This window comes from Actinoplanes sp. NPDC000266 (assembly GCF_042899005.1).
Classification (GTDB): Bacteria; Actinomycetota; Actinomycetes; order Mycobacteriales; family Micromonosporaceae; genus Actinoplanes.
On the sequence record NZ_JBIAZI010000004.1, the window covers coordinates 413,569 to 435,812 of the forward strand.

Annotated in this window: 20 protein-coding genes; 12 read left to right on the plus strand and 8 right to left on the minus strand. The window is 70.9% G+C overall.

Translation table 11 applies throughout. From position 1 onward, the window contains the following. Nucleotides 1-75: 75 nt before the first annotated feature. The 8 genes from ACFY36_RS18495 to ACFY36_RS18530 all read left to right on the plus strand — a co-directional run bounded on the left by ACFY36_RS18495 (nucleotide 76) and on the right by ACFY36_RS18530 (nucleotide 9,573). On the plus strand, nucleotides 76-921 hold the full coding sequence (locus tag ACFY36_RS18495) for an NAD-dependent protein deacetylase (RefSeq protein ID WP_499747182.1): 846 nt from the start codon (nucleotides 76-78) through the stop codon (nucleotides 919-921). Between the two features lie 180 nt (nucleotides 922-1,101). Beyond that, nucleotides 1,102-2,100: a LacI family DNA-binding transcriptional regulator gene (locus tag ACFY36_RS18500; RefSeq protein ID WP_499747183.1), complete on the plus strand. Its 999-nt coding sequence runs from the start codon at nucleotides 1,102-1,104 to the stop codon at nucleotides 2,098-2,100. 273 nt (nucleotides 2,101-2,373) lie between these two features. Next, nucleotides 2,374-4,062 (plus strand): ABC transporter substrate-binding protein, encoded by a 1,689-nt coding sequence (locus ACFY36_RS18505; RefSeq protein WP_499747184.1) that lies wholly within the window; start codon nucleotides 2,374-2,376, stop codon nucleotides 4,060-4,062. A gap of 63 nt (nucleotides 4,063-4,125) precedes the next feature. Next, entirely contained in the window at nucleotides 4,126-5,169 is a 1,044-nt protein-coding gene (locus ACFY36_RS18510; RefSeq protein WP_499747185.1) for an ABC transporter ATP-binding protein, read from the plus strand. Then, complete coding sequence (locus ACFY36_RS18515) at nucleotides 5,166-6,146, plus strand: ABC transporter permease (RefSeq protein ID WP_498690326.1); 981 nt, start codon at nucleotides 5,166-5,168, stop codon at nucleotides 6,144-6,146. The genes ACFY36_RS18510 and ACFY36_RS18515 overlap by 4 nt, the downstream gene beginning before the upstream one ends. A gap of 3 nt (nucleotides 6,147-6,149) precedes the next feature. Continuing rightward, a complete protein-coding gene (locus tag ACFY36_RS18520) occupies nucleotides 6,150-7,166 on the plus strand; it encodes an ABC transporter permease (RefSeq protein ID WP_499747186.1) in 1,017 nt (338 codons plus the stop codon). Beyond that, nucleotides 7,163-8,194, plus strand: a complete 1,032-nt coding sequence (locus ACFY36_RS18525) for an ABC transporter ATP-binding protein (protein WP_499747187.1) — start codon at nucleotides 7,163-7,165, stop codon at nucleotides 8,192-8,194. Before ACFY36_RS18520 ends, ACFY36_RS18525 begins: the two co-directional genes overlap by 4 nt. Continuing rightward, entirely contained in the window at nucleotides 8,191-9,573 is a 1,383-nt protein-coding gene (locus tag ACFY36_RS18530) for a GH1 family beta-glucosidase (protein WP_499747188.1), read from the plus strand. The genes ACFY36_RS18525 and ACFY36_RS18530 overlap by 4 nt, the downstream gene beginning before the upstream one ends. On the opposite strand, the gene ACFY36_RS18535 is transcribed toward ACFY36_RS18530, so the two are convergent. Next, nucleotides 9,551-10,726, minus strand: a complete 1,176-nt coding sequence (locus tag ACFY36_RS18535; RefSeq protein WP_499747189.1) for an MFS transporter — start codon at nucleotides 10,724-10,726, stop codon at nucleotides 9,551-9,553. The genes ACFY36_RS18530 and ACFY36_RS18535 overlap by 23 nt on opposite strands. 15 nt (nucleotides 10,727-10,741) lie before the next feature. Between ACFY36_RS18535 and ACFY36_RS18540 the strand changes: the two genes are divergently transcribed. After that, the gene (locus tag ACFY36_RS18540) at nucleotides 10,742-11,797 is read left to right on the plus strand and encodes a LacI family DNA-binding transcriptional regulator (protein WP_499747190.1); all 1,056 of its coding nucleotides are present in this window, start codon (nucleotides 10,742-10,744) and stop codon (nucleotides 11,795-11,797) included. Between the two features lie 15 nt (nucleotides 11,798-11,812). On the opposite strand, the gene ACFY36_RS18545 is transcribed toward ACFY36_RS18540, so the two are convergent. Then, nucleotides 11,813-13,033: an ROK family protein gene (locus tag ACFY36_RS18545; protein ID WP_499747191.1), complete on the minus strand. Its 1,221-nt coding sequence runs from the start codon at nucleotides 13,031-13,033 to the stop codon at nucleotides 11,813-11,815. 73 nt (nucleotides 13,034-13,106) lie between these two features. On the opposite strand from ACFY36_RS18545, the gene ACFY36_RS18550 reads away from it, so the two are divergent. Together ACFY36_RS18550 and ACFY36_RS18555 are read left to right on the plus strand one after the other, a co-directional pair. Next, nucleotides 13,107-13,934, plus strand: coding sequence for a class I SAM-dependent methyltransferase (locus ACFY36_RS18550; RefSeq protein WP_499747192.1), 828 nt, complete (start codon nucleotides 13,107-13,109; stop codon nucleotides 13,932-13,934). 55 nt (nucleotides 13,935-13,989) lie between these two features. Next, complete coding sequence (locus ACFY36_RS18555; protein ID WP_499747193.1) at nucleotides 13,990-14,199, plus strand: hypothetical protein; 210 nt, start codon at nucleotides 13,990-13,992, stop codon at nucleotides 14,197-14,199. On the opposite strand, the gene ACFY36_RS18560 is transcribed toward ACFY36_RS18555, so the two are convergent. The 4 genes from ACFY36_RS18560 to ACFY36_RS18575 all read right to left on the minus strand — a co-directional run bounded on the left by ACFY36_RS18560 (nucleotide 14,189) and on the right by ACFY36_RS18575 (nucleotide 18,818). Further along, nucleotides 14,189-14,734 (minus strand): hypothetical protein, encoded by a 546-nt coding sequence (locus ACFY36_RS18560; protein WP_499747194.1) that lies wholly within the window; start codon nucleotides 14,732-14,734, stop codon nucleotides 14,189-14,191. The two genes, ACFY36_RS18555 and ACFY36_RS18560, sit on opposite strands and share 11 nt — an antisense overlap. 57 nt (nucleotides 14,735-14,791) lie before the next feature. Further along, nucleotides 14,792-16,318, minus strand: a complete 1,527-nt coding sequence (locus ACFY36_RS18565; RefSeq protein ID WP_499747195.1) for a NucA/NucB deoxyribonuclease domain-containing protein — start codon at nucleotides 16,316-16,318, stop codon at nucleotides 14,792-14,794. Nucleotides 16,319-16,544: 226 nt separating this feature from the next. Beyond that, a complete protein-coding gene (locus tag ACFY36_RS18570) occupies nucleotides 16,545-17,294 on the minus strand; it encodes a hypothetical protein (protein ID WP_499747196.1) in 750 nt (249 codons plus the stop codon). A gap of 135 nt (nucleotides 17,295-17,429) precedes the next feature. Further along, nucleotides 17,430-18,818, minus strand: a complete 1,389-nt coding sequence (locus ACFY36_RS18575; protein WP_499747197.1) for an aminotransferase-like domain-containing protein — start codon at nucleotides 18,816-18,818, stop codon at nucleotides 17,430-17,432. Between ACFY36_RS18575 and ACFY36_RS18580 the strand changes: the two genes are divergently transcribed. Beyond that, nucleotides 18,817-19,794, plus strand: coding sequence for a DMT family transporter (locus ACFY36_RS18580; protein WP_499747198.1), 978 nt, complete (start codon nucleotides 18,817-18,819; stop codon nucleotides 19,792-19,794). The genes ACFY36_RS18575 and ACFY36_RS18580 overlap by 2 nt on opposite strands. On the opposite strand, the gene ACFY36_RS18585 is transcribed toward ACFY36_RS18580, so the two are convergent. Both ACFY36_RS18585 and ACFY36_RS18590 read right to left on the minus strand, forming a co-directional pair. Further along, nucleotides 19,772-21,031 carry an ROK family protein gene (locus tag ACFY36_RS18585; RefSeq protein WP_499747199.1) on the minus strand — a complete coding sequence of 420 codons (1,260 nt, stop codon included), beginning with the start codon at nucleotides 21,029-21,031 and terminating at the stop codon, nucleotides 19,772-19,774. The genes ACFY36_RS18580 and ACFY36_RS18585 overlap by 23 nt on opposite strands. A 13-nt stretch (nucleotides 21,032-21,044) precedes the next feature. Beyond that, on the minus strand, nucleotides 21,045-22,052 hold the full coding sequence (locus ACFY36_RS18590) for a nucleoside hydrolase (RefSeq protein WP_499747200.1): 1,008 nt from the start codon (nucleotides 22,050-22,052) through the stop codon (nucleotides 21,045-21,047). Between the last annotated feature and the right edge of the window lie 192 nt (nucleotides 22,053-22,244).

Here is a 22,244-nt window from a genome sequence, read left to right on the forward strand (position 1 = left end):
TCGGGCGGAAACGCGCACGGGCTCGCAAGAGTTACGCCGCTGACACTCTGTTCACCGAAAGAGGGACTATTAAGTGTGGACCTACAGGTAGTACGGCAGGTGGCCGAGCTCGAGGACTGGATCTCCGAGGGCGGCGTGGTGGTGCTCAGCGGCGCCGGGCTCTCCACCGACTCCGGCATCCCGGACTACCGGGGCCCGTCCGGCTCCGCCCGGCGCTCGACGCCGATGACCTATCAGACGTTCACCCGCGACCCGATCGCCCGGCGCCGCTACTGGGCGCGCAGCCACCTGGGCTGGCGCACGATCGGTGAGGCCCGCCCGAACGACGGGCACCGCGCGGTCGCGCGGCTGCAGGAGGCGGGCGCGGTCCAGGGCGTCATCACGCAGAACGTGGACGGTCTGCATCAGGCCGGCGGCGCCCGCGACGTGGTCGAGCTGCACGGCAACCTGGCTCGCATCGTCTGCCTGGACTGCGGCGACCTGACGCCGCGTTCCCACATGGCGGCGCGCCTGGACGAAGCCAACCCGCGTTTCGAGGGCGTGGCCACGGCGATCAACGCGGACGGTGACGTCGAGCTGGACGACGCCGAGCTCGACGGTTTCGCGGTGGTCGACTGCACGGCCTGCGGCGGCATGCTGAAGCCGGACGTCGTCTACTTCGGTGAGACGGTGCCGCCCGAGCGGGTGTCGCGCAGTTTCGGCCTCGTCGCCGCCGCGCGCACCCTGCTGGTGCTGGGCTCCTCGCTGACCGTCATGTCGGGCCGCCGGTTCGTGCTGCGGGCGGTCAAGGACGGCATCCGGGTGGCGATCGTCAACCGCGGCGTGACGCGCGGCGAGCCGTACGCGGGGGTCGTCGTCGATGCCCCATTGGGCATCGTGCTGCCCCATCTCGCATCGAAGGTTGCGACCGTTTCGTCCTGATGCTCGTCAATGGAGCGCTCCCATCGACGGCCGTAATCGCACTGAAACCTAAATATTGATTTGACACCGTTGACGTGACCGGCCTCACTGGCGTTAACTGCCGGAACCGCTCCCGAAACCGGTTCCGAAACCTCCAGGCAAAGAACCGGTGACTCAGCGGCTTCACCAGACGGAGGACAAGTGCCGATCACCATCGCCGATGTCGCGGCTCGGGCCAAGGTCAGCAAGACGACCGTGTCCCGGGTTCTCAACGGCAAGGGCGAGCTGGACGAGTCGACCGCGGCGCGGGTCCGCGCGGTGATCGAGGAGCTCGGCTACGTGCCCAGCGCCCGCGCCGTCGGCCTGGCCCGCGGCCGCACCCGGGTGGTCGGCATGCTCGTGCCGTCGCTCACCTGGCCGTGGATCGGCGAGGTCATCCAGGGCGCGGTCGACGTGCTCGAGACCGAGCGGTACGGCCTGCTGCTGTTCACCTGCAACCGCGGCGAGGAGTCGATGCGCCAGTTCGGCGCGCAGGTGTCCGCCAAGTCGTTCGACGGCTTGCTGGTCATCGAGCCCGAGGGCACCCTCGACTACATCGCCACGCTGCACGCACGGGGACTTCCGGTGGTGCTCATCGACGACCGCCACCAGGCGTCCGGCCAGATCCCCAGCATCGGGACGACCAACCACGACGGCGCCGGGTCGGCCGCGCGCCACCTGCTCGAGATCGGCCGCACCCGGCCGCTGATGGTGACCGGGCCGGACCGCTTCGGCTGCACCCAGCAGCGGTTCACCGGCTTCGCCAACGTCTTCGCCGAGGCCGGGCACCCCATCACCACCGACCGGGTGCATCCCGGCGATTTCACGACCGCCGCCGGCGCCGCCGGCGTCCGGGCCGCGCTGGAGTCCGGTGTGGACTTCGACGCCGTGTTCGCGCACAACGACCTGGCCGCCATCGGCGCCATGCGTGAGCTGCTCGACCACGGCAAGCGGGTGCCGCAGGACGTCGCCGTGGTCGGCTTCGACGACATACCGACCGCGGCGCACACCCAGCCGCCGCTGAGCACGGTGCACCAGCCGCTGCGCGAGATGGGCGAGGCGGCGGCACGCGCGCTGCTCGGCCACTTCGAGGGCACACCCCTGCCCAACCGCCCCACCGTCATTCCCACCACCTTCACCCCTCGCTCCTCCACCCTCTAAAAGCCTTACCCCATAACAGAAACGCCGGCCCACGGCCGGCGACAGTCCCCTGCGCCCATCGCTCCCACGACGCCCGCCCCTGGCCGGCGCCGCGATGCCGCACGCCCTCCCCCACCCGACCCCCGCCGTCATCCCGCCCGACCCTCCGCCCCATGCGGACAAGTCGGCCACCGCTCCGCCCGCCCCAAGCGGAACGAACCACCACCGCTCCACCTGCGCCAAGCCCAGCACCGCTCCAACCGGATAAAACGCGATTTATCGAGGAGATTCGTGATGCAGAGAAGGAAACTGTTCGCGGTCGCCCTGGCGAGCGCGCTCGCCACCGGCGGGCTCGCGGCATGCGGCGACTCGCCGAACGCCGACAACGCGAACAACGCGAACAAGTCGTCGGTCGACTTCCTCAAGATCGGCATGCCGAACGGCACGCAGACCGAGAACCACAACCCGTTCGCCGGCACCTCCTCGGCCAACGCCCTCGGCTACAAGTGGATGATCTACGAGCCGCTGACCCAGTGGAACCCGGTCAAGCCAGCCGACCCCGCCACCCCGTGGCTGGCCAGCTCGGTCAAGTGGGCCGACGACTACAAGTCGGTCGAGGTCACCGTCCGCGACGGCGCCACCTGGTCCGACGGGCAGAAGCTGACCGCCGACGACGTCGTCTACACGTACACGCTGATCAAGGGCAACGACGCGCTCAACCAGTACGCCGTGCCGTACGACCAGATCACCGCGAACGGCAACGTCGTCAAGCTGACCTTCAAGTCGTCGCAGTTCGTCAACCAGAACAAGATCCTGGCCAACACGCCGATCGTCCCCAAGCACGTCTGGGAGAAGATCTCCGACCCGGCCACCGACGTCAACAAGAACCCGATCGGCTCCGGCCCGTACACGCTGAAGTCCTTCACCCAGGCCGGCGTCACCCTCAGCGTCCGCGACTCCGGTTACTGGCAGGACCTGCCCAAGGTCAAGGAGCTGCGGTACGTCTCGTACGCCGACAACAGCGCCCAGGCCACCGCCCTCGCCAACGGCGAGTCGGAGTGGAGCTTCGTCTTCATCCCCAACGCCCAGCAGACCTTTGTGGCCAAGGACCCGGCGCACCACAAGCTGTGGGCCCCCGGCGTGCTCGGCATCCACGGCCTGTACATCAACACCACGGTCAAGCCGTTCGACGACCCGAAGCTGCGCCAGGCCATGAACATGGTCATCAACCGGACCGACATCTTCAACCAGGCCGAGGCCGGCTACTTCCACCCCGAGATCAAGAGCGTGACCGGTCTGCCGCCGGGCGCCGGTGACGCGTACATCGCCCCGGAGTACAAGGGCAAGGAGTTCTCGGTCGACGTCGACGGGGCCAAGGCTCTCCTGCAGAGCGCCGGTTACAAGCTCAACGGCAAGACCCTGAGCGACCCGAGCGGCAAGCCCGTGAAGATCAAGCTCAGCGACCCGGCGCCGTGGTCGGACTACCAGACCACGCTCGAGATCATCAAGAGCAACTTCGCCGAGATCGGCATCGAGGCCACGGTCGAGAAGCCGAACCAGGACGTGTGGGACGCCAACGTGCAGAAGGGCGCCTTCGAGGCCTCGATGCGCTGGACCAACGGTGGCGCCACGCCGTACGACATCTACCAGACCGTCATGGACGGCGCCCTCACCAAGCCGATCGGCACCGCCGCCCAGCAGGGCAACTTCGGCCGCTTCAACAGCCCGGAGGCGACGGCCGCGCTCAAGGCGTACGCCAACGCGACCAGCGACGCCGAGCGCACCAAGCAGATGAACACGATCCAGAAGATCTTCGTCGAGCAGGCCCCGATGCTGCCGGTCGGCGCCGACAACGTGGGCGCGGCCTACAGCGACAAGAACTGGACCGGCTGGCCGACCGACGCCGACCCGTACTCGGGCGCGCAGCCGACCCAGCCGTACGCCCTGCAGATCGTCCTGAAGCTCAAGCCCGCCGGCGCCTGACGCTCGACCTGCCGCTCCCCGCACCGTCCGCGGGGAGCGGCACCTCAACGAAGGAACAAGCGCATGACGTCGACAAAGGAAGCCGAGGCTCCTTCCGGCGAGGTGGTGCTCGAGGCGGTAGGCCTGACCAAGCACTTCCCCGTACGACGGCAACTACGACAGATCTTCCGCAAGGAGCACGAAGCGGTTCACGCCGTCGACGATGTGAACCTCACCCTCCGCCGCGGCCAGGTGGTCGCCCTCGTCGGCGAGTCCGGCTCGGGCAAGTCCACGGTGGCCCGCCTGCTCGCCCAGCTCCATCCCCGTACCGCCGGCGACATCAGGCTGCACGGCGAGACCACGAAGGTGAAGGGCGGCCGGCCGTTCCGCGAGTACGCGGCCCGGGTCCAGATGATCTTCCAGGATCCGTTCGCCTCGCTGAACCCGGTGCACACGATCCGCTATCACCTGACCCGGGCGCTGAAGATCCACGGCAACGCCGAGGACCTCGACGCCGCCCTGCGGGAATTGTTGACCAGTGTCAGCCTCACCCCACCCGAGCGCTATCTGGACAAGTTCCCGCACGAGCTCTCGGGCGGCCAGCGCCAGCGGGTCGCCATCGCCCGCGCGCTCGGCGCCCGCCCCGAGGCCCTGCTGGCCGACGAACCCGTGTCCATGCTGGACGTGTCGATCCGGCTCGGTGTACTGAACCTGTTGCGGGATCTCAAGGAACGCCTCAATCTGGCCATCCTCTACATCACCCACGACATCGCCTCGGCCCGCTACTTCGCCGATCAAACCTTGGTGATGTACGCCGGGCGGATGGTCGAGGGCGGCGACAGCGAGACCGTGACCCAGGCGCCGGCACATCCGTACACCAAGTTGTTGATCGACTCGGCCCCCGACCCGGACCGGCTCACCGGCGACCTCGATCCGCTGGACGAGGACCGGGGCAACGGCGAGCCGCCGAGCCTGATCCATCCACCCACCGGATGCCGCTTCCATCCGCGCTGCCCGGCCGCCATGCCGCGCTGCTCGACCGACCTGCCGGTGCCGCTGCGGATCGGCGACGCGCCCGATCACTGGGCCGCCTGCTGGCTGTACGACACCGCGGAGGTGGCCAAGTGAGGTATTTCCTCCAGCGCATCGCGTTCTATCTGTTCACGGCCTGGGCCGCCATCACCCTGAACTTCTTCATCCCGCGCCTCGTGCCGGGTGACCCCGTACAGTCGCTCATCGCGAAATATCGCGGCCAGCTCAGCACCGAGGCCATCCAGTCGCTGTACGTCCTGTTCGGCCTGGACAAGCAGGAAAGCCTGTGGCAGCAGTACATCGACTACTGGAAGCAGATCTTCCAGGGTGACCTGGGCCTGTCCTTCACGTTCTTCCCGGCCCCGGTCTCGCAGGTCATCTCGCAGGCCCTGCCGTGGACGGTGATGCTGGTCGGCATCACCACGATCATCAGCTTCCTGCTCGGCACCGGGCTGGGCGTGCTGGCCGGCTGGCGGCGCGGCTCGTGGGCCGACGGCCTGCTGCCGGTCACCACCTTCTTCTCGTCGGTGCCGTACTTCTGGCTCGGCATCATCGCGATCTACCTGCTGGCCGGACCGGACAGCTTCTTCCCGTCGTCCGGCGGCTTCGACTCGGGCCTCGTGCCGGCCTGGGACCAGTACTTCATCCCGAGCGCCATCCAGCACAGCCTGCTGCCCGCCCTGACCATCCTGATCTCGTCGGTCAGCGGCTGGATCCTGAGCATGCGCAACATGATGGTGACGGTGGCGTCGGAGGACTACATCACCGTCGCGCACGCCAAGGGCCTGTCCGAGCGGCGGGTCGCGGTCAGCTACGCCGCCCGCAACGCGTTGCTGCCCAACGTCTCCGGGTTCGCGCTGTCGCTCGGCTTCATCGTCGGCGGAACGCTGCTGGTGGAGATCGTGTTCTCGTACCCCGGCCTGGGTTTCACGCTCCTTCAGGCGCTGGGCGCCAAGGACTACCCGCTCATGCAGGGCATCTTCCTCGTCATCACCATCTCGGTGCTGGTCGCCAACCTGCTGGCCGACGTGGCGTATCTGCTCCTCGACCCGCGCACCCGCAAGGAGGGCTGAGCGATGACGATCCCCACCTCCAGCATCGAGCAGGTGATACCCGGGCAGGGCTCGATGGCCCAGCCCGAGGAGGCGCACCCGAGCAAGCGCAAGCGGCAGCGGTTCACCTTCATCCGCAACAAGAAGGCGGCCACCGGCCTGGTCATCTTCGGCCTGTACGTGCTCTTCGCGATCATCGGGCCGTGGATCGCGCCGTACGATCCGAGCGCCCGCGGCAACGACCTGGTGCAGCCGCCCTCGGCCGACCACTGGCTCGGCACCACCCACCTGGGTCAGGACGTGTTCAGCCAGATCCTGGTCGGCACCCGGAGCGTCATGTACGTCGGGCTGCTGGCCGGCGTCATCGCGACCGTGCTGTCGGTGCTGATCGGCGTGAGCGCCGGCTATCTGGGCGGCAAGACCGACGACGTGCTCTCGGCGTTCGCCAACGTCATCCTGGTGATCCCGGCCGTCCCGCTGATGATCATCATCACGTCGATCCTGAACAACGCCAGCGACACCCTGATCGCGCTGGTCATCGGCCTCACCTCGTGGTCGTGGAACGCCCGGGTGCTGCGCGCGCAGACCCTGTCGCTGCGGCGGCGCGACTACGTCGAGGCGTCGCGGGCCACCGGTGAGAAGACCTGGCGGATCATCGGCTTCGAGCTGCTGCCGAACCTGACCGCGGTGATCGCCTCCGGCTTCGTGGGCACTGTCATCTTCGCCGTGCTCTCCGAGATCACCCTGGCCTTCATCGGCATCGTCTCGAACAACGGCTGGAACTGGGGAACCATCCTGTTCTGGGCCCAGGGTCAGCAGGCGCTCGCGCAGAACGCCTGGTGGTGGTTCGTGCCGGCCGGCCTCGCGATCGCCTTCCTCGGCACCGCCCTGTCGCTGATCAACTTCGGCATCGACGAGTTCGTCAGCCCGCGCCTGCGCAACGCCGGCAAGACCAAGGTCAAGACCGCCTCGGGCCGGACCGTACGGATGCGGATCGGTTTCACCCCTGTTCTTTCGTCGAAAGGCGGCGAGCGCTCGTGAGTCAGCCGGTACTCGAGATCCGCAATCTGAACGTCGATTACGGCCTCGGCGACAAAGCGGTTCATGCCGTACGCGACGTCAGCCTCACGCTGCACCGAGGCGAGGTGCTCGGCCTGGCCGGCGAGAGCGGCTCCGGCAAGTCGACGCTCGCCTACGGCCTGACCCGGCTGCTGCCCCCGCCGGGCGTCATCACCGGCGGCGAGGTCATCTATCACCCCGCTTCCGCTGAGGCGTACGACGTCCTCGCGCTCTCCGACCGGAAGCTGCGGCAGTTCCGCTGGGCCGAGACGGCCATCGTCTTCCAGGGCGCGATGAACTCGCTCAACCCCGTGCACAAGATCTCGACCCAGCTCACCGACGTGCTCCGGGCCCACGAGCCCAAGATGAGCGAGCACACCCGCAACGCCCGGGCCCGCGAGATGCTCAAGCTGGTCGGCATCTCGCCGGACCGGATGGACGCCTATCCGCATCAGCTCTCCGGCGGCATGCGCCAGCGGGTGATGATCGGCATGGCGCTGATCCTCCAGCCGCAGGTGGTCATCATGGACGAGCCGACCACCGCGCTCGACGTGGTGATGCAGCGGCAGATCCTGGGCCAGCTGATCGAGCTGCGCGAGCGGCTCGGCTTCTCGGTCATCTTCATCACCCACGACCTGTCGCTGCTGGTGGAGTTCTCCAACCGGATCGCCATCATGTACGGGGGCCGGATCGTCGAGGAGGCGCCGGCGGCGACGATCTACCGGGACGCCCTGCATCCGTACTCGGCCGGTCTTCTCGCCTCTTTCCCGGCCCTGCGCGGCCCGAAGCGCGAGCTGGCCGGCATCCCGGGCTCGCCACCCGATCTGGCCGGCATGCCCAGCGGATGCTCGTTCCATCCGCGCTGCCCCAAGGCGTTCGACCCGTGCTCGTCCAAGATCCCCGTGCTGGGTCCGCCCGCCGACACGAACGGCCGATCGGTCGCCTGCTGGCTTCACCCCCCGGCCGAGCATCCCGCCGGCGCCCTCGACCTTTCCCTGGAGAACCGTTGACATCCGCAACCGAACTCGCGCCTCTGATCACCGGCCTGCCGCCGTCCTTCACCTGGGGCGTGGCCACGGCCTCGTACCAGATCGAGGGCGCGGTGGCCGAGGACGGGCGCACGCCGTCCATCTGGGACACCTTCAGCCGTACGCCCGGAGCCGTCGCCAACGGCGACACCGGCGACGTGGCCTGCGACCACTATCACCGGATGCCGCAGGACGTGGCGCTGATCAAGAGCCTGGGCGTGGACAGCTACCGGTTCTCGGTGGCGTGGCCGCGGGTGCAGCCGGGCGGCCGCGGGCCGGCCAACCCGGCCGGCCTGGCCTTCTACGACCGGCTGGTCGACGAGCTGCTGGCCAACGGCATCGACCCGTGGGTGACGCTCTACCACTGGGACCTGCCGCAGGAGCTGGAGGACGCCGGCGGCTGGCCGAACCGGGACACGGCCTACCGGTTCGCCGACTACGCGGCCATCGTCTTCGCGAAGCTGAAGGACCGGGTCGGCACGTTCACCACGCTGAACGAGCCGTGGTGCTCGGCCTGGCTCGGCTACAACGTGGGCGTGCACGCGCCCGGGCGGCGCGACTTCGACGCGTCCCTGGCGGCCACGCACCACCTGCTGCTGGGCCACGGGCTGGCGCTGCGGGCGATGCCGTCGTCCACGCACTCCTTCGGCATCACGCTCAACATGGGCACGGCCGATCCGCTGTCCTCCTCGGATGTCGACGCCGAGGCGGCCCGGCGAGCCGACGGGATGGGACTGCGTCTGTACCTCGACCCGCTGCGGCACGGCACGTACCCGGCCGACGTGGTGGCCGATCTCGCCGCCCGCGGTTCGGCGATGCCCGTACAGGACGGCGACCTGGAGATCATCTCGCAGCCGTTCGACGTGCTCGGGGTCAACTTCTACTTCGGCCAGGACTTCGCCGGCACCGACCTCGACGGGAACACGGTCGATGCCGCCGGCGAGCCCGTGGTCCGGGCCGTCCTGCCGGACACGCCCCGGACGGCCATGGGCTGGCCGATCACGCCGGCCCGGTTCACGGCGCTGCTGACGCGACTCGCTCGCGACTACCCTGGGTTGCCGATGGTGATCACCGAGAACGGCGCCGCCTTCGACGACGTAGCCGACAAGTCCGGATTTGTCGCCGACGACGACCGTACGGCCTATCTGTCGTCACACATCGCGGCGGTAGCCGCGGCCCGGGACCAGGGCGCCGACATCCGCGGCTACTTCGCCTGGTCACTGCTCGACAACTTCGAGTGGGCCGAGGGCTACGCGAAGCGCTTCGGCATCGTGCGGGTGGATTACGAGACGCAGGAACGGATCCCGAAGCAGAGCGCCCTCTGGCTGCGCGACTCGATCACCGCGCTGCGCTCGGCCTGACCGCCCGCAGACCGGCCCACAGCAACATCAGGCAGACACCGATCAGCACGGGCTCCAGCGCGAACGCGGTGGTGAGCCCGTGCCGGTCGGCCAGGCGGCCGAGCACGAACGGCGAGGCCGCGGCGACCAGGCCCAGGATCAGCTGGGAGCGGGCGTTGGCCTGGTCCTCGCGCCCGCCGGCGGCGTCGAGGGTGAGCGCGAGCGCGAGCGGATAGAGATTCGCGATGCCCAGCCCGGACAGGAACAGGCCGGCGACGGCGGGGGCGGGCCGATCGGCCAGCCAGAAGAGCGCGAACCCGGCGCCGCTGAGCAGGAGTGATCCGTACAGCAGGAAAACGCCGCGCCCAGGACGGCGGGTGAGGCCGGCGCCGAGCAGACGCCCCACCAGGATCCCGAGGTAGTTGGCGCTCAGCGCGGTGCCGGCGGCCGCGGCGGACAGGCCGATGGCGACCAGCACCTGCGGGCCGAAGTAGACCAGGCAGAACTCCACGGCCGAGCTGACCGCGGTCAGGATCGCGAACAGCCAGCAGGCCAGGGGCAGACTTCCGCCGGTCTCCGCCCGGGAGCGCGCGGACACGGACGGCAGCGGCTGCCGGCGATAGCGCAGGTAGAGCGCCACGAGCACGATCGCGGGCAGCGCGAAGGCGGCGCGCCAGCCCAGCGCGCTCGCGGCCAGGCCGCCCAGCACCAGAGGGGCGACGACCGCGGACGCGCCGGCGCCGATGTTGGCCTCGGTCAGTGCCCGCTCCCGCCGCGGGCCGTGCCGGTCGGACAGGACCGCCTGGAGCGCGGCGAGCAGCATCGTCCCGGCCAAGCCGAAGACGACGGCCGCGGCGAGAGTGACCGGAACGCCCCGGCCGAGCGTGAACAGGGCCGCGCCGAGGACGGCGCCCAGGGCCGAGCACCACACCAGCGGGCCCCGGGATGTCCGGCGGGAGAGCCACCCGAAGCCGGCTCCGGCCAGCGCCGCGCCCAGCGACCACAGCACGGAGTAGAAGCCGAGCAGTGTGTACGAGAAGTCCAGCTCGTCGCGCAGCAACGTGACGGCCGGCCCGAAGGCGTACAGCCAGAAGGTGTAGGCGCCCAGGGCCGCGTAGGAGAGAACGGTCGGAGCGTCCCGAACGAACTCCCGCTGATCTGTGTATCGATACACAAGTAGAGTCTGCGCGTGACCAGCCCCGCCCGCAACCCGAAACGACGGCCGACGATGAGCGACGTCGCCCGTGCCGCCGGTGTCTCGCCGATGACGGTCTCGTACGCGTACTCACGACCGGAGCGGGTCTCGTCCGAGGCCGCGGCGAAAGTCCACGCGGCGGCCCGGCAGCTCGGCTATCCCGGACCGCATCCGGCCGCGCGCTCGCTGCGCCGCGGACGGGTGGGCTCGCTCGGCGTCGTGCTGGGTGAGCGTCTGAGCTACGCCTTCGACGACCCACAGGCGGCCCGCTTCCTGGCCGGGGTCTCCGACGTGTGCGCGGCCGAGGGGGTCGGGCTGACGCTCGTGCCGATCACCGGCGGGCCGTCCGACGCCCAGCGGGTCACCCAGGCGGCCGTCGACGGCTTCGTCGTCTGGACCACCAGCGACGACGACCCCGTCCTGGACGCGGTCGCCGGCACCGGCCTGCCCGCGGTGGTGCACGCCGGCCCGCACCGGCGTGGCATGCCGGTGATCGGCATCGACGACCGCGCCGCGGCCACCGCGATCGGCCGGGTGGCCTTCGAGGGCGCGCGGCGCCCGGTCGTGCTGGGCTTTCCCCTCGACCGCGACCGCACCCGGCGGCTGCTGACCCGCGACGAGGTGCCGGAGATCAGATTCCCGGTCACCCGCCACCGATGGGAGGGCCTGCGGGACGCCTGCGCCGGGCCGCTCCGGTTCGCGGTGTGCCCGGTCAACACCATCACCGAGGGCGAGGCCTTCACCGCCGACCTGCTGCGCGGCGCCGACCGGCCGGACGCCATCGCCGCGATGAGCGACGAACTGGCCCTGGGCGCGCTCCGGGCGATAGCAACCGCGAACCTGAGCGTCCCGTCCGACGTGGCCGTGACCGGCTGGGACGACAGCGACGCGGCCGCACCGGCCGGGCTGACCACCCTGTCCCAGTCACTGCGCGACCAGGGTGCCCATTGCGCCCGGTCCGCCCTCGGCCTGCCGGGCCGCGACGCCCCGCCCCAGCACGAGTGGCACATCGTGGTGCGCGAAACCACCCGCGCCCCCGAGCCCGCTTGACACGACGCCGTGGGGCTAGCGGCGGGCGCGTTGTCTTGGCGGGAAGGCCATGATCGGCTCGGCCGGTGGCTCGGGGAGGCCGCCCTCGGCGAGCAGCCGGGCGATCGGCAATGTCGCCGCGCCCATCGCCACGGCGTCGCGGCCCAGCTGGCACACGTCGATGCTGGTTGCCGCGTACGGGCGGCGCAGCGCATGCCGGGCCGCGGCCCGCCGGATCTCGGGCAGGAAGCGGGCCGCGAACGCCGTGCCCGTCTCGCCGCCGACGACGATGCGTTCCGGGCTGAAGAGGTTGATCAGGTCGGCGATGCCGGCCCCCAGATATCCCGCCGCCTGCACGAACACCTCGATCGCCCTCGGCTCCTCGCCCGCCAGCATGCGGGGCAGCAGTTCCGGCGTGTGCTCCACGCCGAGGGCCGTGGCCAGCCGGGCGCCGATCCGGTCGGCCCCGATGTACGCCTCGAGGCAGCCCCGCGCGCCGCAGCGGCACTCGTCGCCGTCGTAGATCAGCGTGGTGTGGCCCCACTCGCCGGCGTTGCTGTTCGCGCCCCGATAGGAGCGCCCGTCCATGACGACGGCCGCGCCCACCCCCGTACCGATCATGATGATGACCGCGTGCCGTGCCCCCCGGCCGGCGCCGAACCACATCTCGGCCTGCCCGTGGGTCTTGGCGCCGTTCTCCACGAAGACCGGCACGCCCGTGCCGGCCCGCAGCATCGCGCCCAGCGGCACCGCGTCCCAGCCGGTCGACTGCGAGTCGACCACCCCGTCGTCCACCTCGACCACGCCGGGCACGCCCACCCCGAAGCCGAGCACGTCCTTCTCCTCGATCCCGGCCTCCGCGACGACCCGGGCCAGTCCTTCGAGCAGCTTCGCGGCCACCTGCGCCGGATCGTCGTCGTGCTCCAGGGTGGCCGCGGCCAGCCGCGACATCGACAGGTCGTAGAGCTCCACCAGCACCCGGGTCTCGGCCACGTCGGCGCCCACCACGTAACGGAAGCCGGGCCGCACCCGCAGCAGCACCCGGGGGCGGCCGCCGTCGGAGCCGACCAGGCCGGCCTCCTCGACCAGGCCTTCCTCGATCATCTCGCCGATCAGGTTGCTGACGCTGGCCTGGCTCAGCGCCGTGGTGGCGGCGAGCTGCTGGCGGCTCTGCATGCCGCCGCGGAACAGGTCGGTCAGCAGACTCGCCCGGTTCGCCCGGCGCACGTCCCGGACCGTCGTCCGCCTGGTCTCCATGAGATGACATTCAACGCCATCACCGCGCGAAAACGTAAGGCGCGGGTCGCCCGCGACGGCATATCGTGCCCGAGTGACCGACTACCGCGACGTGAACCGGGCCAACTGGGACGACCGGGCCTCCGCCCACGCGGCTTCTTCCGGCTACCCCGTCTCCCAGCTCGCCGACGACCCCGCCTTCCTGAGCCACACCATCCGCTTCGACCGGCCGCTGCTGGGCGACGTGTCCGGGCTGCGCGGCATCCACCTGCAGTGCCACATCGGCACCGACACGGTCTCGCTCTCCCGGCTGGGCGCCACGATGACCGGCCTCGACTTCTCGCCCAAGTCGCTGGAGGAGGCCCGGCGCGTCGCCGATCTCGCCGGCGCCGATGTCCGGTTCGTCCAGTCGGACGTGTACGACGCGGTGGCCGCGGCCGGCGACGGCTACGACTTCGTCTACACCGGAGTCGGCGCGCTGTGCTGGCTGCCCGACATCCGCCGCTGGGCCCGCACGGTCGCCGCCCTGCTGCGTCCCGGCGGCCGCCTGTTCATCCGGGAGGGCCATCCCGTGCTCTGGGCCCTCGACTACGAGCGCGACGACGACCTGCTCGTCCTGTCCGAGCCCTATTTCGAGACGGCCGCTCCGCAGATCTACGAGGAGGCCGGGACGTACGTCGAGACGGACACCGCCTTCACCCACAACGTCACCCACGAGTGGAACCACGGCCTGGGCGAGATCGTGACCGCCCTGCTCGAGGCCGGGATGACCATCACCGGCCTGGTCGAGCACACCAGCGTTCCGTGGCACGCGCTGGAGCGCACGATGGACGACATCGGCGACGGTGAGTTCCAGTTGCGTGACAAGCCGAACCGGCTGCCACACACGTACACCCTCCAAGCGGTCCGCACTCCCGTTTAAAGATCAAAGCCTTCGGGGTACGTCGGCGGTCATCCCCACAACTCAGGAGGCCCCGATGCGCTTCGGAACGATAGGCGGGCTGATCGTCATCATCTGGCTCGTCCTCGGCGGCGTGGCCGCCTACGAGCGCGGCTATTTCAAGGACACCGGCGACACCAGCTGCGCCGAGTTCGGCACGATCGTCGTCACCACTGTGGCCGGACCGCTCAACTGGATGGGCGTCAACCCGAAGATCAAGTGCGACGTCCCCGAACCTAGTAAGTAGGCCCTTTCGTCAGTCCCCCGAGCCACGGATCGTCGAGCACACCGGCGTCGAGCCCGACGCCGGTGATCGCTTCCAGGGCCAGGGCCGCGCATTGGCTCGGGGTCCCCGACGTCTCGTCCAGCCCTTCGGTCCAGCGCTCGTCGAAGCTTCCCCACGAGTGCAGGCTCACCGCGCTCATCCCCCCGATCACGTCGCCGTCCTCGGCCACCAGCAGCTCGATCTTGTTGGGGTCGCGGTAGATCGTGCAGGCGCGCCCGGCCTCGGACAGCTCGCCGAGCATCTCCGCATCGGCCCCGATCCAGCCGATGGTGCCCTCGACCTCCAGGACCAGAGACCCCTCGCCCTTTCCCTTGGCCAGGAGCATCACCTCGGGAAGCCGTTGCGGGATACGGCGGCTGGCCACGGTCAGGCCGTCCGGCACCTCGGACACCCGCGCCACGCCCATCATGTCGAGCGTCAGCGCCGGGCGAAGCACCGTCACCGTGACGCACCAGCCCTCACCGAGACGCTGGGTCAGGTCGAGGGGCACGGCCATGGAGGTCCTTCCGCCGGTGTGCCGGCCGGGCTTCCCGCCCGGCCGGCACACATCGGATCATTCGATGTTGACGTAGAACTCGTCGTTCGTGATGTCGGGCGCCGGCAGCTCCGCGTCCCACGCGAGGATGCGGTCGTCGGTGTACCAGGCCCGCAGGATGCCACCGGCGACGCTGTTGTCCCGCTGGGGCACCGCCATGACGGAGAAGTCCCAGTCCGGGTGGGCCGCGCCCTCCAGGGTAGAGCCGAACGGGTATTCGTCGCACTGCTCGATCGAGGTGTCCGGCGGTGTCGGCAGGCCGGTATCGAGGTAGAGGTCCTTCTGCGTGCCGCGCTTGTAGCAGGCGCCTTCCTTGTGGTCCTCGTTGTCCTTGGTCTGTCCCGGGTGGAGCTCGGCGGTGATCCGGTGCAGACCCGGCGCATCGGCCACGCCCGGCTGGTACTTGCCCGGGATCCGCTTGTCACGCGGCGGCGGCACGCCCTCCGGCACCAGCTTGGGCCAGGTGTCGTTGGGCCGGTCCTGTGCCAGCGCGATGTGCAGCGCCACCGAGCCGTGATCGGTGCCGACCTGGTAATTCAGGTGCGGGATCACCTCGGCGAAGACGCACGCTTCGGGATAGTTGGTGTTGCCGTGTGACATGTACGTCGCCGAGTCGCACCGCACGCGCCGGGAGGCGCTGTGGCCGGGATCGGACACGCCGTACCCCAGAGCCTGGAACTCGAGATAGAACTGGTTGTACGAGATGACGTCGCGGCCCACTCCGGAACGGGCGAAGTTGTACACGTCCCAGTAGAACCAGTCGGTGTTGTTGTCCCAGGTGACGAACGGCAGGACGACCGGGCCGCGGGTGGCGTTGCAGACCTCGAAGTCCTCCACGCAGTTCATGATGAACGAGAGCGGCAGATACGGCGCGATGAAGACCTGCTCCCAGCCGATCCGCCAGTCGTAGTCGACCGAGTCCTCCTGGATCCGGGCGAACGTCCGGATCCGGCGGGCGTGGTCGTCGCCCTGCCCGACCAGCTCGTACGTGAACTCGGTCTCGCCCATCTTGATCCGGAAGCCCTGGACGACGCGGTAGAAGTTGACCTGCGTCTCGAACCGCTTGCAGTAGACGAAGCGGTTGAGGACATGCCCGAACTCGTTCTCGGCGTCCGAGGTCATGCACTGGTCGAGCGCGCCCTGATCGGGCTGGTCCCCGATGGCCGGGGCAACGTTGGTGACCGGCCCGGCAGCTCCGGCTCTGGCCGGCGGCGCGGCTTTGGCGGTGCTCGGATGCTGGGCGCCCATCTGCCGCGCCTGCCGGCTGGCCGTCTCCAGGCTGACCGGCTCGCGGTGTTCCGTCCTGGCCGCGACACTCGCCGGCCGCACTGCCGCCTGTGTGGGTGCGCCGGGCGTTTTCAGCAGACCGGCCTCGCGCTTCTTGCCCTCGGCGATGAGCGCCTGGTACTCCTCGTCGCTGATCGTGACGTCGATCGAGCCCGACTCCCCGCCGGCCGGCTGCCCGGCGACCGGTGCGGGCGTGGGGGCGGCGGCCGCCGGGCCACTCACGCCGACCGCCCCGGTGACGGCCAGCGTCCCGATCATCAGCCCCGCGGTCCAGCCGCGGGCTCTCCATCGTCTTACCACTGTGCTCTCCCCCGTTCCTGCGACACTGGCGAAGCGATCGCCGTGCGGGACAGGGGAGAGCCGGCCCTGCACGCGTCGGAGCAGGGCCGATGAACGAGATGCGCAGTCCCCCGTGACCGCACCATATCGATCGGCGCCAATAGGCAACCATCACGGGGAATCGAAGTCAACGAATGGGATGTGTCTATTCGTGAGGCAGCAGGTGACGCCAGGTCACGCTGACCACGCGGTCGTCCGGCAGCCGGTACGAGCGCCAGTCCCACACGTCCTTGCGGGGCAGCGCCCGGACAACGGCCCGCGCCTGACGGCCACGCACGTTCCGGCTGTTCCACCACGTATCCTTGGGGAACGCGGGCGGCGTGACATCGGCCGGCCACGGCTGCGTCTCGGCGACCGGCCCGCCACCGGCCAGAATGGCGACCATCCGGACGGCGTCCGGCCGGTAGGCCGCGCCGCGCTTGCGGACACGGGCGCGGCAGGCCATGAGATCGTCGTAGAGCTCGTACGTCGCCGCCGCGTACCCGCGATGCTGCCGGTAGGCGGTGAACGCGTAGGCGTCCAGCCGCAGCGTGCGGCCACGCCACCGGGTTTCGAAGTGGCTGGTGGGCGCGTCCGCGATCTGCGGGTCGCCGGGCCCGAGCAGCAGCTTGCCGTTGGCCGGGTCACGCAGCACGCGCGCCGAGTGCCGCAGAAGCTCGCCGGTCTCACTCGGGCGCAGCCGGAGCCGCCGTTCCGCGTCGACGATCGCCGTGCCGTCCTGGTAGACCACGAACTGAGGCGGCCGGATCTGGTCATACCCGGCCGGCACGAAACCGCCGCCTTCGGAGTAGAGAACAACCGGCTCATTGCCGTACGCCGCCTCGGCCACCCCACCCGGAACCAGCACCCCGGCACCGACCACGGCCACCCCGGCCAGGAATCGTCTGCGCTCCATTGCCCACACCCCCGTCAGCTCGCTACCTCCCCCGATAAACGCACATATCGGACAGCGGCAACGGCCGGACCCCGGCTTTCGAACCGAACGGCCCTCAGCCCCGCCCGTCCGGCCGAGCGGGGGCGGGGGCGCGCCTCAAACCATGGTCATGGACAGGCGACGTACGGCCTCATCGATCTGATCGGCGGGAGCGGCGGCGTAGGTCAGGCGCAGGTACGGGCCCGGGGGCTCGGCCGCATACCAGGGACGGCCGGGGAAGACGGTCACTCCGGAGGCGGCGGCCGCGGTGGTCGTGGCGATGTCGTCGGCGCCGTCCGGGAGCGCCACCCACAGATGCAGGCCACCGCGCGGGACGATCGACGGCACCATGCTCGGCAGATGGCGGCCGAGCGCGGTCAGCAACGCGCCGCGCCGGGCCGCGAGCGCCGTCCGCAACGTGCGCAGATGCCGGGCCCACGACGGCGCGGTGACCAGCTCCACAGTGGCCTGCTGCAGGGGGCCGGCCACGAAGAAGTCGTCGAGCAGGCGGGCCGCCCGCAGCCGGGCGCCGGCCGGGCCGCGGGCGCCGATCGCGGCGACGCGCAGGCCGGGGGCGGCCGACTTGGTCAGCGAGCGCACGTAGACCACGTGGCCGTCGGGGTCGTCGGCCACCAGCGGGCGTGGCGGCTCGCCGTCGATGGTCAGGTCGCGGGCGTAGTCGTCCTCGATCAGGAAAGCCCCGGCGTCGCGGACGGCGGCGGCCACCTCGGCCCGGCGGCCGGCCGACAGGGTGGCGCCGGTCGGATTCGCGTACAGCGGCTGGCAATAGAAGAGCCGTGCCCCGGTGCGGCTGAACGCGGCGGCGAGGTGCTCCGGTCGTACACCCGAGGGGTCGGCCGGAACCGGAACCACCCGCAGACCGCGCGCCCGGGCAGCGGCCAGCGCGCCGAGGTAGGTCGGCGACTCGACCAGCACGGTGTCGCCGGGCGCGGCCAGCGCGCGGAAGGCGGTGGACAGCGCGGCCTGACCGCCCGGGCAGATCACCATGTCGGCCGCGCGCAGACCGCCGCCGGCCTGACGGGCGAACCAGTCCCGCAGGTCCGCACGCCCCTCGACCGGGCCACGCTGCCAGCTCGCGGGCTGCCGCGCCGCCCGGGCCAGCGCCGCGCCCAGCGCCGCCGCCGGCTGAAGGTCGGCGTCGAGATAGCCACCGGTGAGCGGGATCGCACCCGCCGGCGGTAACGCCAGTAACGCCTGCATCTCACTCTCGCCGGACGGCCGGGGCCCGAGCGCGACCGTCTGCCAGGACAGATCGGGCGGCGTTTCCGTCGTGAGCCGGGGCGCCACGAAGGTGCCGCGCCCCGACCGGGTCTCGACCAGGCCTTCCGCCACCAGGCGCCGGATCGCCTCGGCCACGGTGACCGGCGACGCCTGATGCCGGGCGGTCAGCTCCCGCACCGACGGCAACCGCGCGCCGACCTCCATGCCCCGCGCCCGCCGACGCAGATCTTGGATAACACGATCGGCTGCGTTACCGTCATTCATGAAAGACAACAGTAGCGCTACTGCCTCGGGATCGATAACGGCGGGCTTCGCGCTGGGCGCCGTCGGCGTGCTGGCCTTCAGCCTGTCGCTGCCCATGACCCGGGTCGCCGTGCAGCAGATCGACCCGTGGTTCGTCGCCTTCGGCCGGGCCGTCGGCGCGGCCGCCCTGGCCGGGGCCTACCTGTTCCTGACACGGGCCCCGCGCCCCACCCGCGACCAGTGGCGCCGCCTGTCGATCGTGGCGCTGGGCGTGGTCGTGGGTTTCCCGCTGTTCACGTCGCTGGCCCTGACCACGCAGACGTCGGCCCACGGCGCCGTGGTGATCACCGTGCTGCCCGCGATGACGGCCGTCTTCGCGGTGCTGCGCGCCGGCGAGCGCCCACCGGCGGCGTTCTGGGCCGCGAGCTCGGCCGGCCTCCTGGCCGTGGTCGCCTTCCTGGTCACGACGGGAGCCGTCAGCGGCGCCCTCAGCCTGGCCGACCTGTTCCTGCTGGCCGCCGTCGTCCTGTGCGGCCTGGGCTACGCCGAGGGCGGTGTCCTGGCCCGGAGCCTGGGCGGCGCCCGGACGATCTGCTGGGCCCTGCTCCTCGCCCTGCCGGTGACGGTCCCGGTGACGATCGCCGCCGCCGTGGCCGCTCCCCCGTATGCCGGCCCGGGCGCCTGGTCGTCGTTCGCGTACCTGACCGCGGTCTCCATGTTCCTGGGCTTCTTCGCCTGGTACGCCGGCCTGGCCCAGGGCGGCATAGCCCGGGTGGGCCAGATCCAGCTGGCCCAGCCGGTGCTGACACTGGCCTGGTCGGCCCTCCTCCTGGGCGAGTCGGTGAGCCCGGCCTCGATCGCCGCCGCCGCCATCGTCCTGGCCTGCGTCTTCCTGACCCAGCGAACCCGAACCCGCCCCACAACGCCGTCTCCCCACGAACCGGTAGCGGCCGACCCCGGCCGAGCGGACCGGGTCAGGGGCGGCTTGCGGCTGTGAGCCGGCCGGTGGGCCGGGCCGGGTTCAGCGGATCGTTCAGCAGGGCCGCGAAGCCGAGGTCGGCCGCGCCGATCAAGGTGGCGTCGTCGGCCAGTTCGGAGAGTCGCAGCTTCGCGCGTTCGCGGGAGACCGGCATGGCGTGCTGGGCCATCCGGGCCGACACGTGGGGCGCCGCCGCTCCGTAGACGTCACGCAGCATGCCGCCGAAGATGACGACCGCCGGGTTGAACAGGTTGATCAGATTGGCGACCCCGATGCCCAGCCAGTCGCCGATCTCCGCCACGGCGGCCGCCGCGTCCCGATCGCCGCCGGCCGCGTCCCGGACCACGGCCCGCACCGCCTCCCGCCCGATGTCGGAGCGGCCGGTGCCGGAGCGGCCGGTGCCGGAGCGGCCGGTGCCGGAGCGGCCGGTGCCGGAGCGGCCGGCCGCGTCCAGTAACGCGTACTCGCCCGTTTCGGCCTCCAAGCAACCCCGGGAACCGCACAGGCACGGGCGGCCCCCGGCCGGGTTCACCAGCATGTGGCCGACCTCGCAGCCGTAGCCTCCGTCGCCGCCCAGCAGTTTGCCGCCGACCAGGATGCCTCCTCCCACGCCGACGTCGCCGTGCAGGTAGACCAGGTCGGGTGAGCCCCGGCCGGCGCCGCGCTCGAACTCGGCCAGCGCACCCAGGTGCGCCTCGTTGCCCACCGCCACCGGCAGTCCCAGGCCCAGGGCCCGGGCCAGCTCGGCCCCGAACGCCTGGTCCACCCAGCCCATCTCCGGGCCGTAGCGGACCATGCCGTCGCCGGGGCGGATCATCCCGCAGTACGCCGCGCCCACTCCGGCGCACACCGATCGGGGCGGCGCGGCGCCGATCAGCTCCCGGCCCAGCCCGGCCAGCCGCCCGACCACCGTCTCCAGGTCGGCCCCCGCCCGCGACCGGGCCGCCGAGCGCCTGTCCAGGATCTGGCCGCCCAGACCGACCCGGGCCGCCGTCAGGCGGTCGACCGCGACGTCGAAGGCGATCACGAAGACCCGCTCGGACTCGGGCCGCACCACCAGCGACGGGCGGCCCGCCCGGGTCACGCCGGTCGGTTGTTCCTCGCGGACCAGGCCGGCCGCGGCCAGTTCGGCGGTCAGCGCCAGCACCGTGCTGCGGTTGACGCCCATCCGCTCGGCCAGCTCGGCACGCGACAGCGGCCCGCTCACATGCACGTGGTGCAGCAGGGTCCCGAGACTCGACCGGTGGCTACGCATCTCACCGGAGAACCTACCGTCCGTTCAGCGAGTCGAGGAACCGCCGCTCGAACGCCCCCGTGTCCGCCCCCGAGGCCGCCTCCACCCGGTAACCGCCCGGCACGATGACCGTACGACCGGACTGCACCCCTTCCCGCACCACGTCGACCCGCTCGGGCGCGAAGCCGGCGATGCCCTCGTGCACCATCGAGACCGCCGCCAGCGCGTCCCACCAGTACATGATCCCGAGATCGATCAGCGCCTTCATCTCGGGTTGCGTGGCGATCGCGTGGACCAGCCGCGCACCCGGCGCGCGCTGATCGGCGCCGAGCCGCGCCACGAACTCCTGGGTGATCGGAACCGCCGCCGTCGCGTCGAGCGGCACCATCCGTACACCTCCGGGCCGGGCCAGAACCTTCCGGGCCGACACCGGGTCCATCCACATGTTGAACTCCTGCGAGTTGTCGAACCCGGGCAGCGCCGACCCGTAGAGGTTCCCCGGCACCCGCAGCGCCCCACCCATGATCACGATCCGCGCGGCGCCCCCGGCCGCCGCCACGTTGGTCAGCGGCCCCGTCGCCAGAATCGTGACCCTGCGCGCGGAGCTCCGCAGGGTCCGGCTGATCAGTTCGGTCGCGGTCAGTTCGCTTGTGTACGGAGGGAGCGCCGCATCACCGAGCGCGCCACTGAGCACCGTCTCGATGGTCGCCACGAGCTCCGCCGGCGCCGGATGAACCCCCTGCCCGTCCGCGCCCGCCGCCACCGGCACCCGTGGCAGCCCGCACTGCTCCAGCACACTGCGGGCATGCCGCAACGTCCGCGCCGGCACCCCGAATCCGTTGTTGGCCACGGTCACCGCCCGCAGGTCCACCCGCCCCCGTTTGTGCTCCTCGCACAGGTAGGCCAGCGTCGACACATCATCGAAGTCCATGTCGCTGTCGTAGATGACCGGCACCGGCCGCCGCCCACCGTCGCCCGGCGGGACCGCCCCCACCGGCACAGCGAGGACGAGCGCGGCCGCCACCAACCCGAGGACAGTCATCGGTTCCTCCTTCGCCGAAGCCCTGACCGTAGGCACCCGTTCGTGCCGCGCGCTTCCCCCGAGCCCGAAGACGACCGGAAACGTGGGAAGAACGACAGCCCGGCGGCGGACCGTGGAGAGTCACCACCCACCCGGCCGCCTATCGCAGTGGGGGCCACCGCGGTTGCGCTCGGGATCCGGCCCCTGCGTACA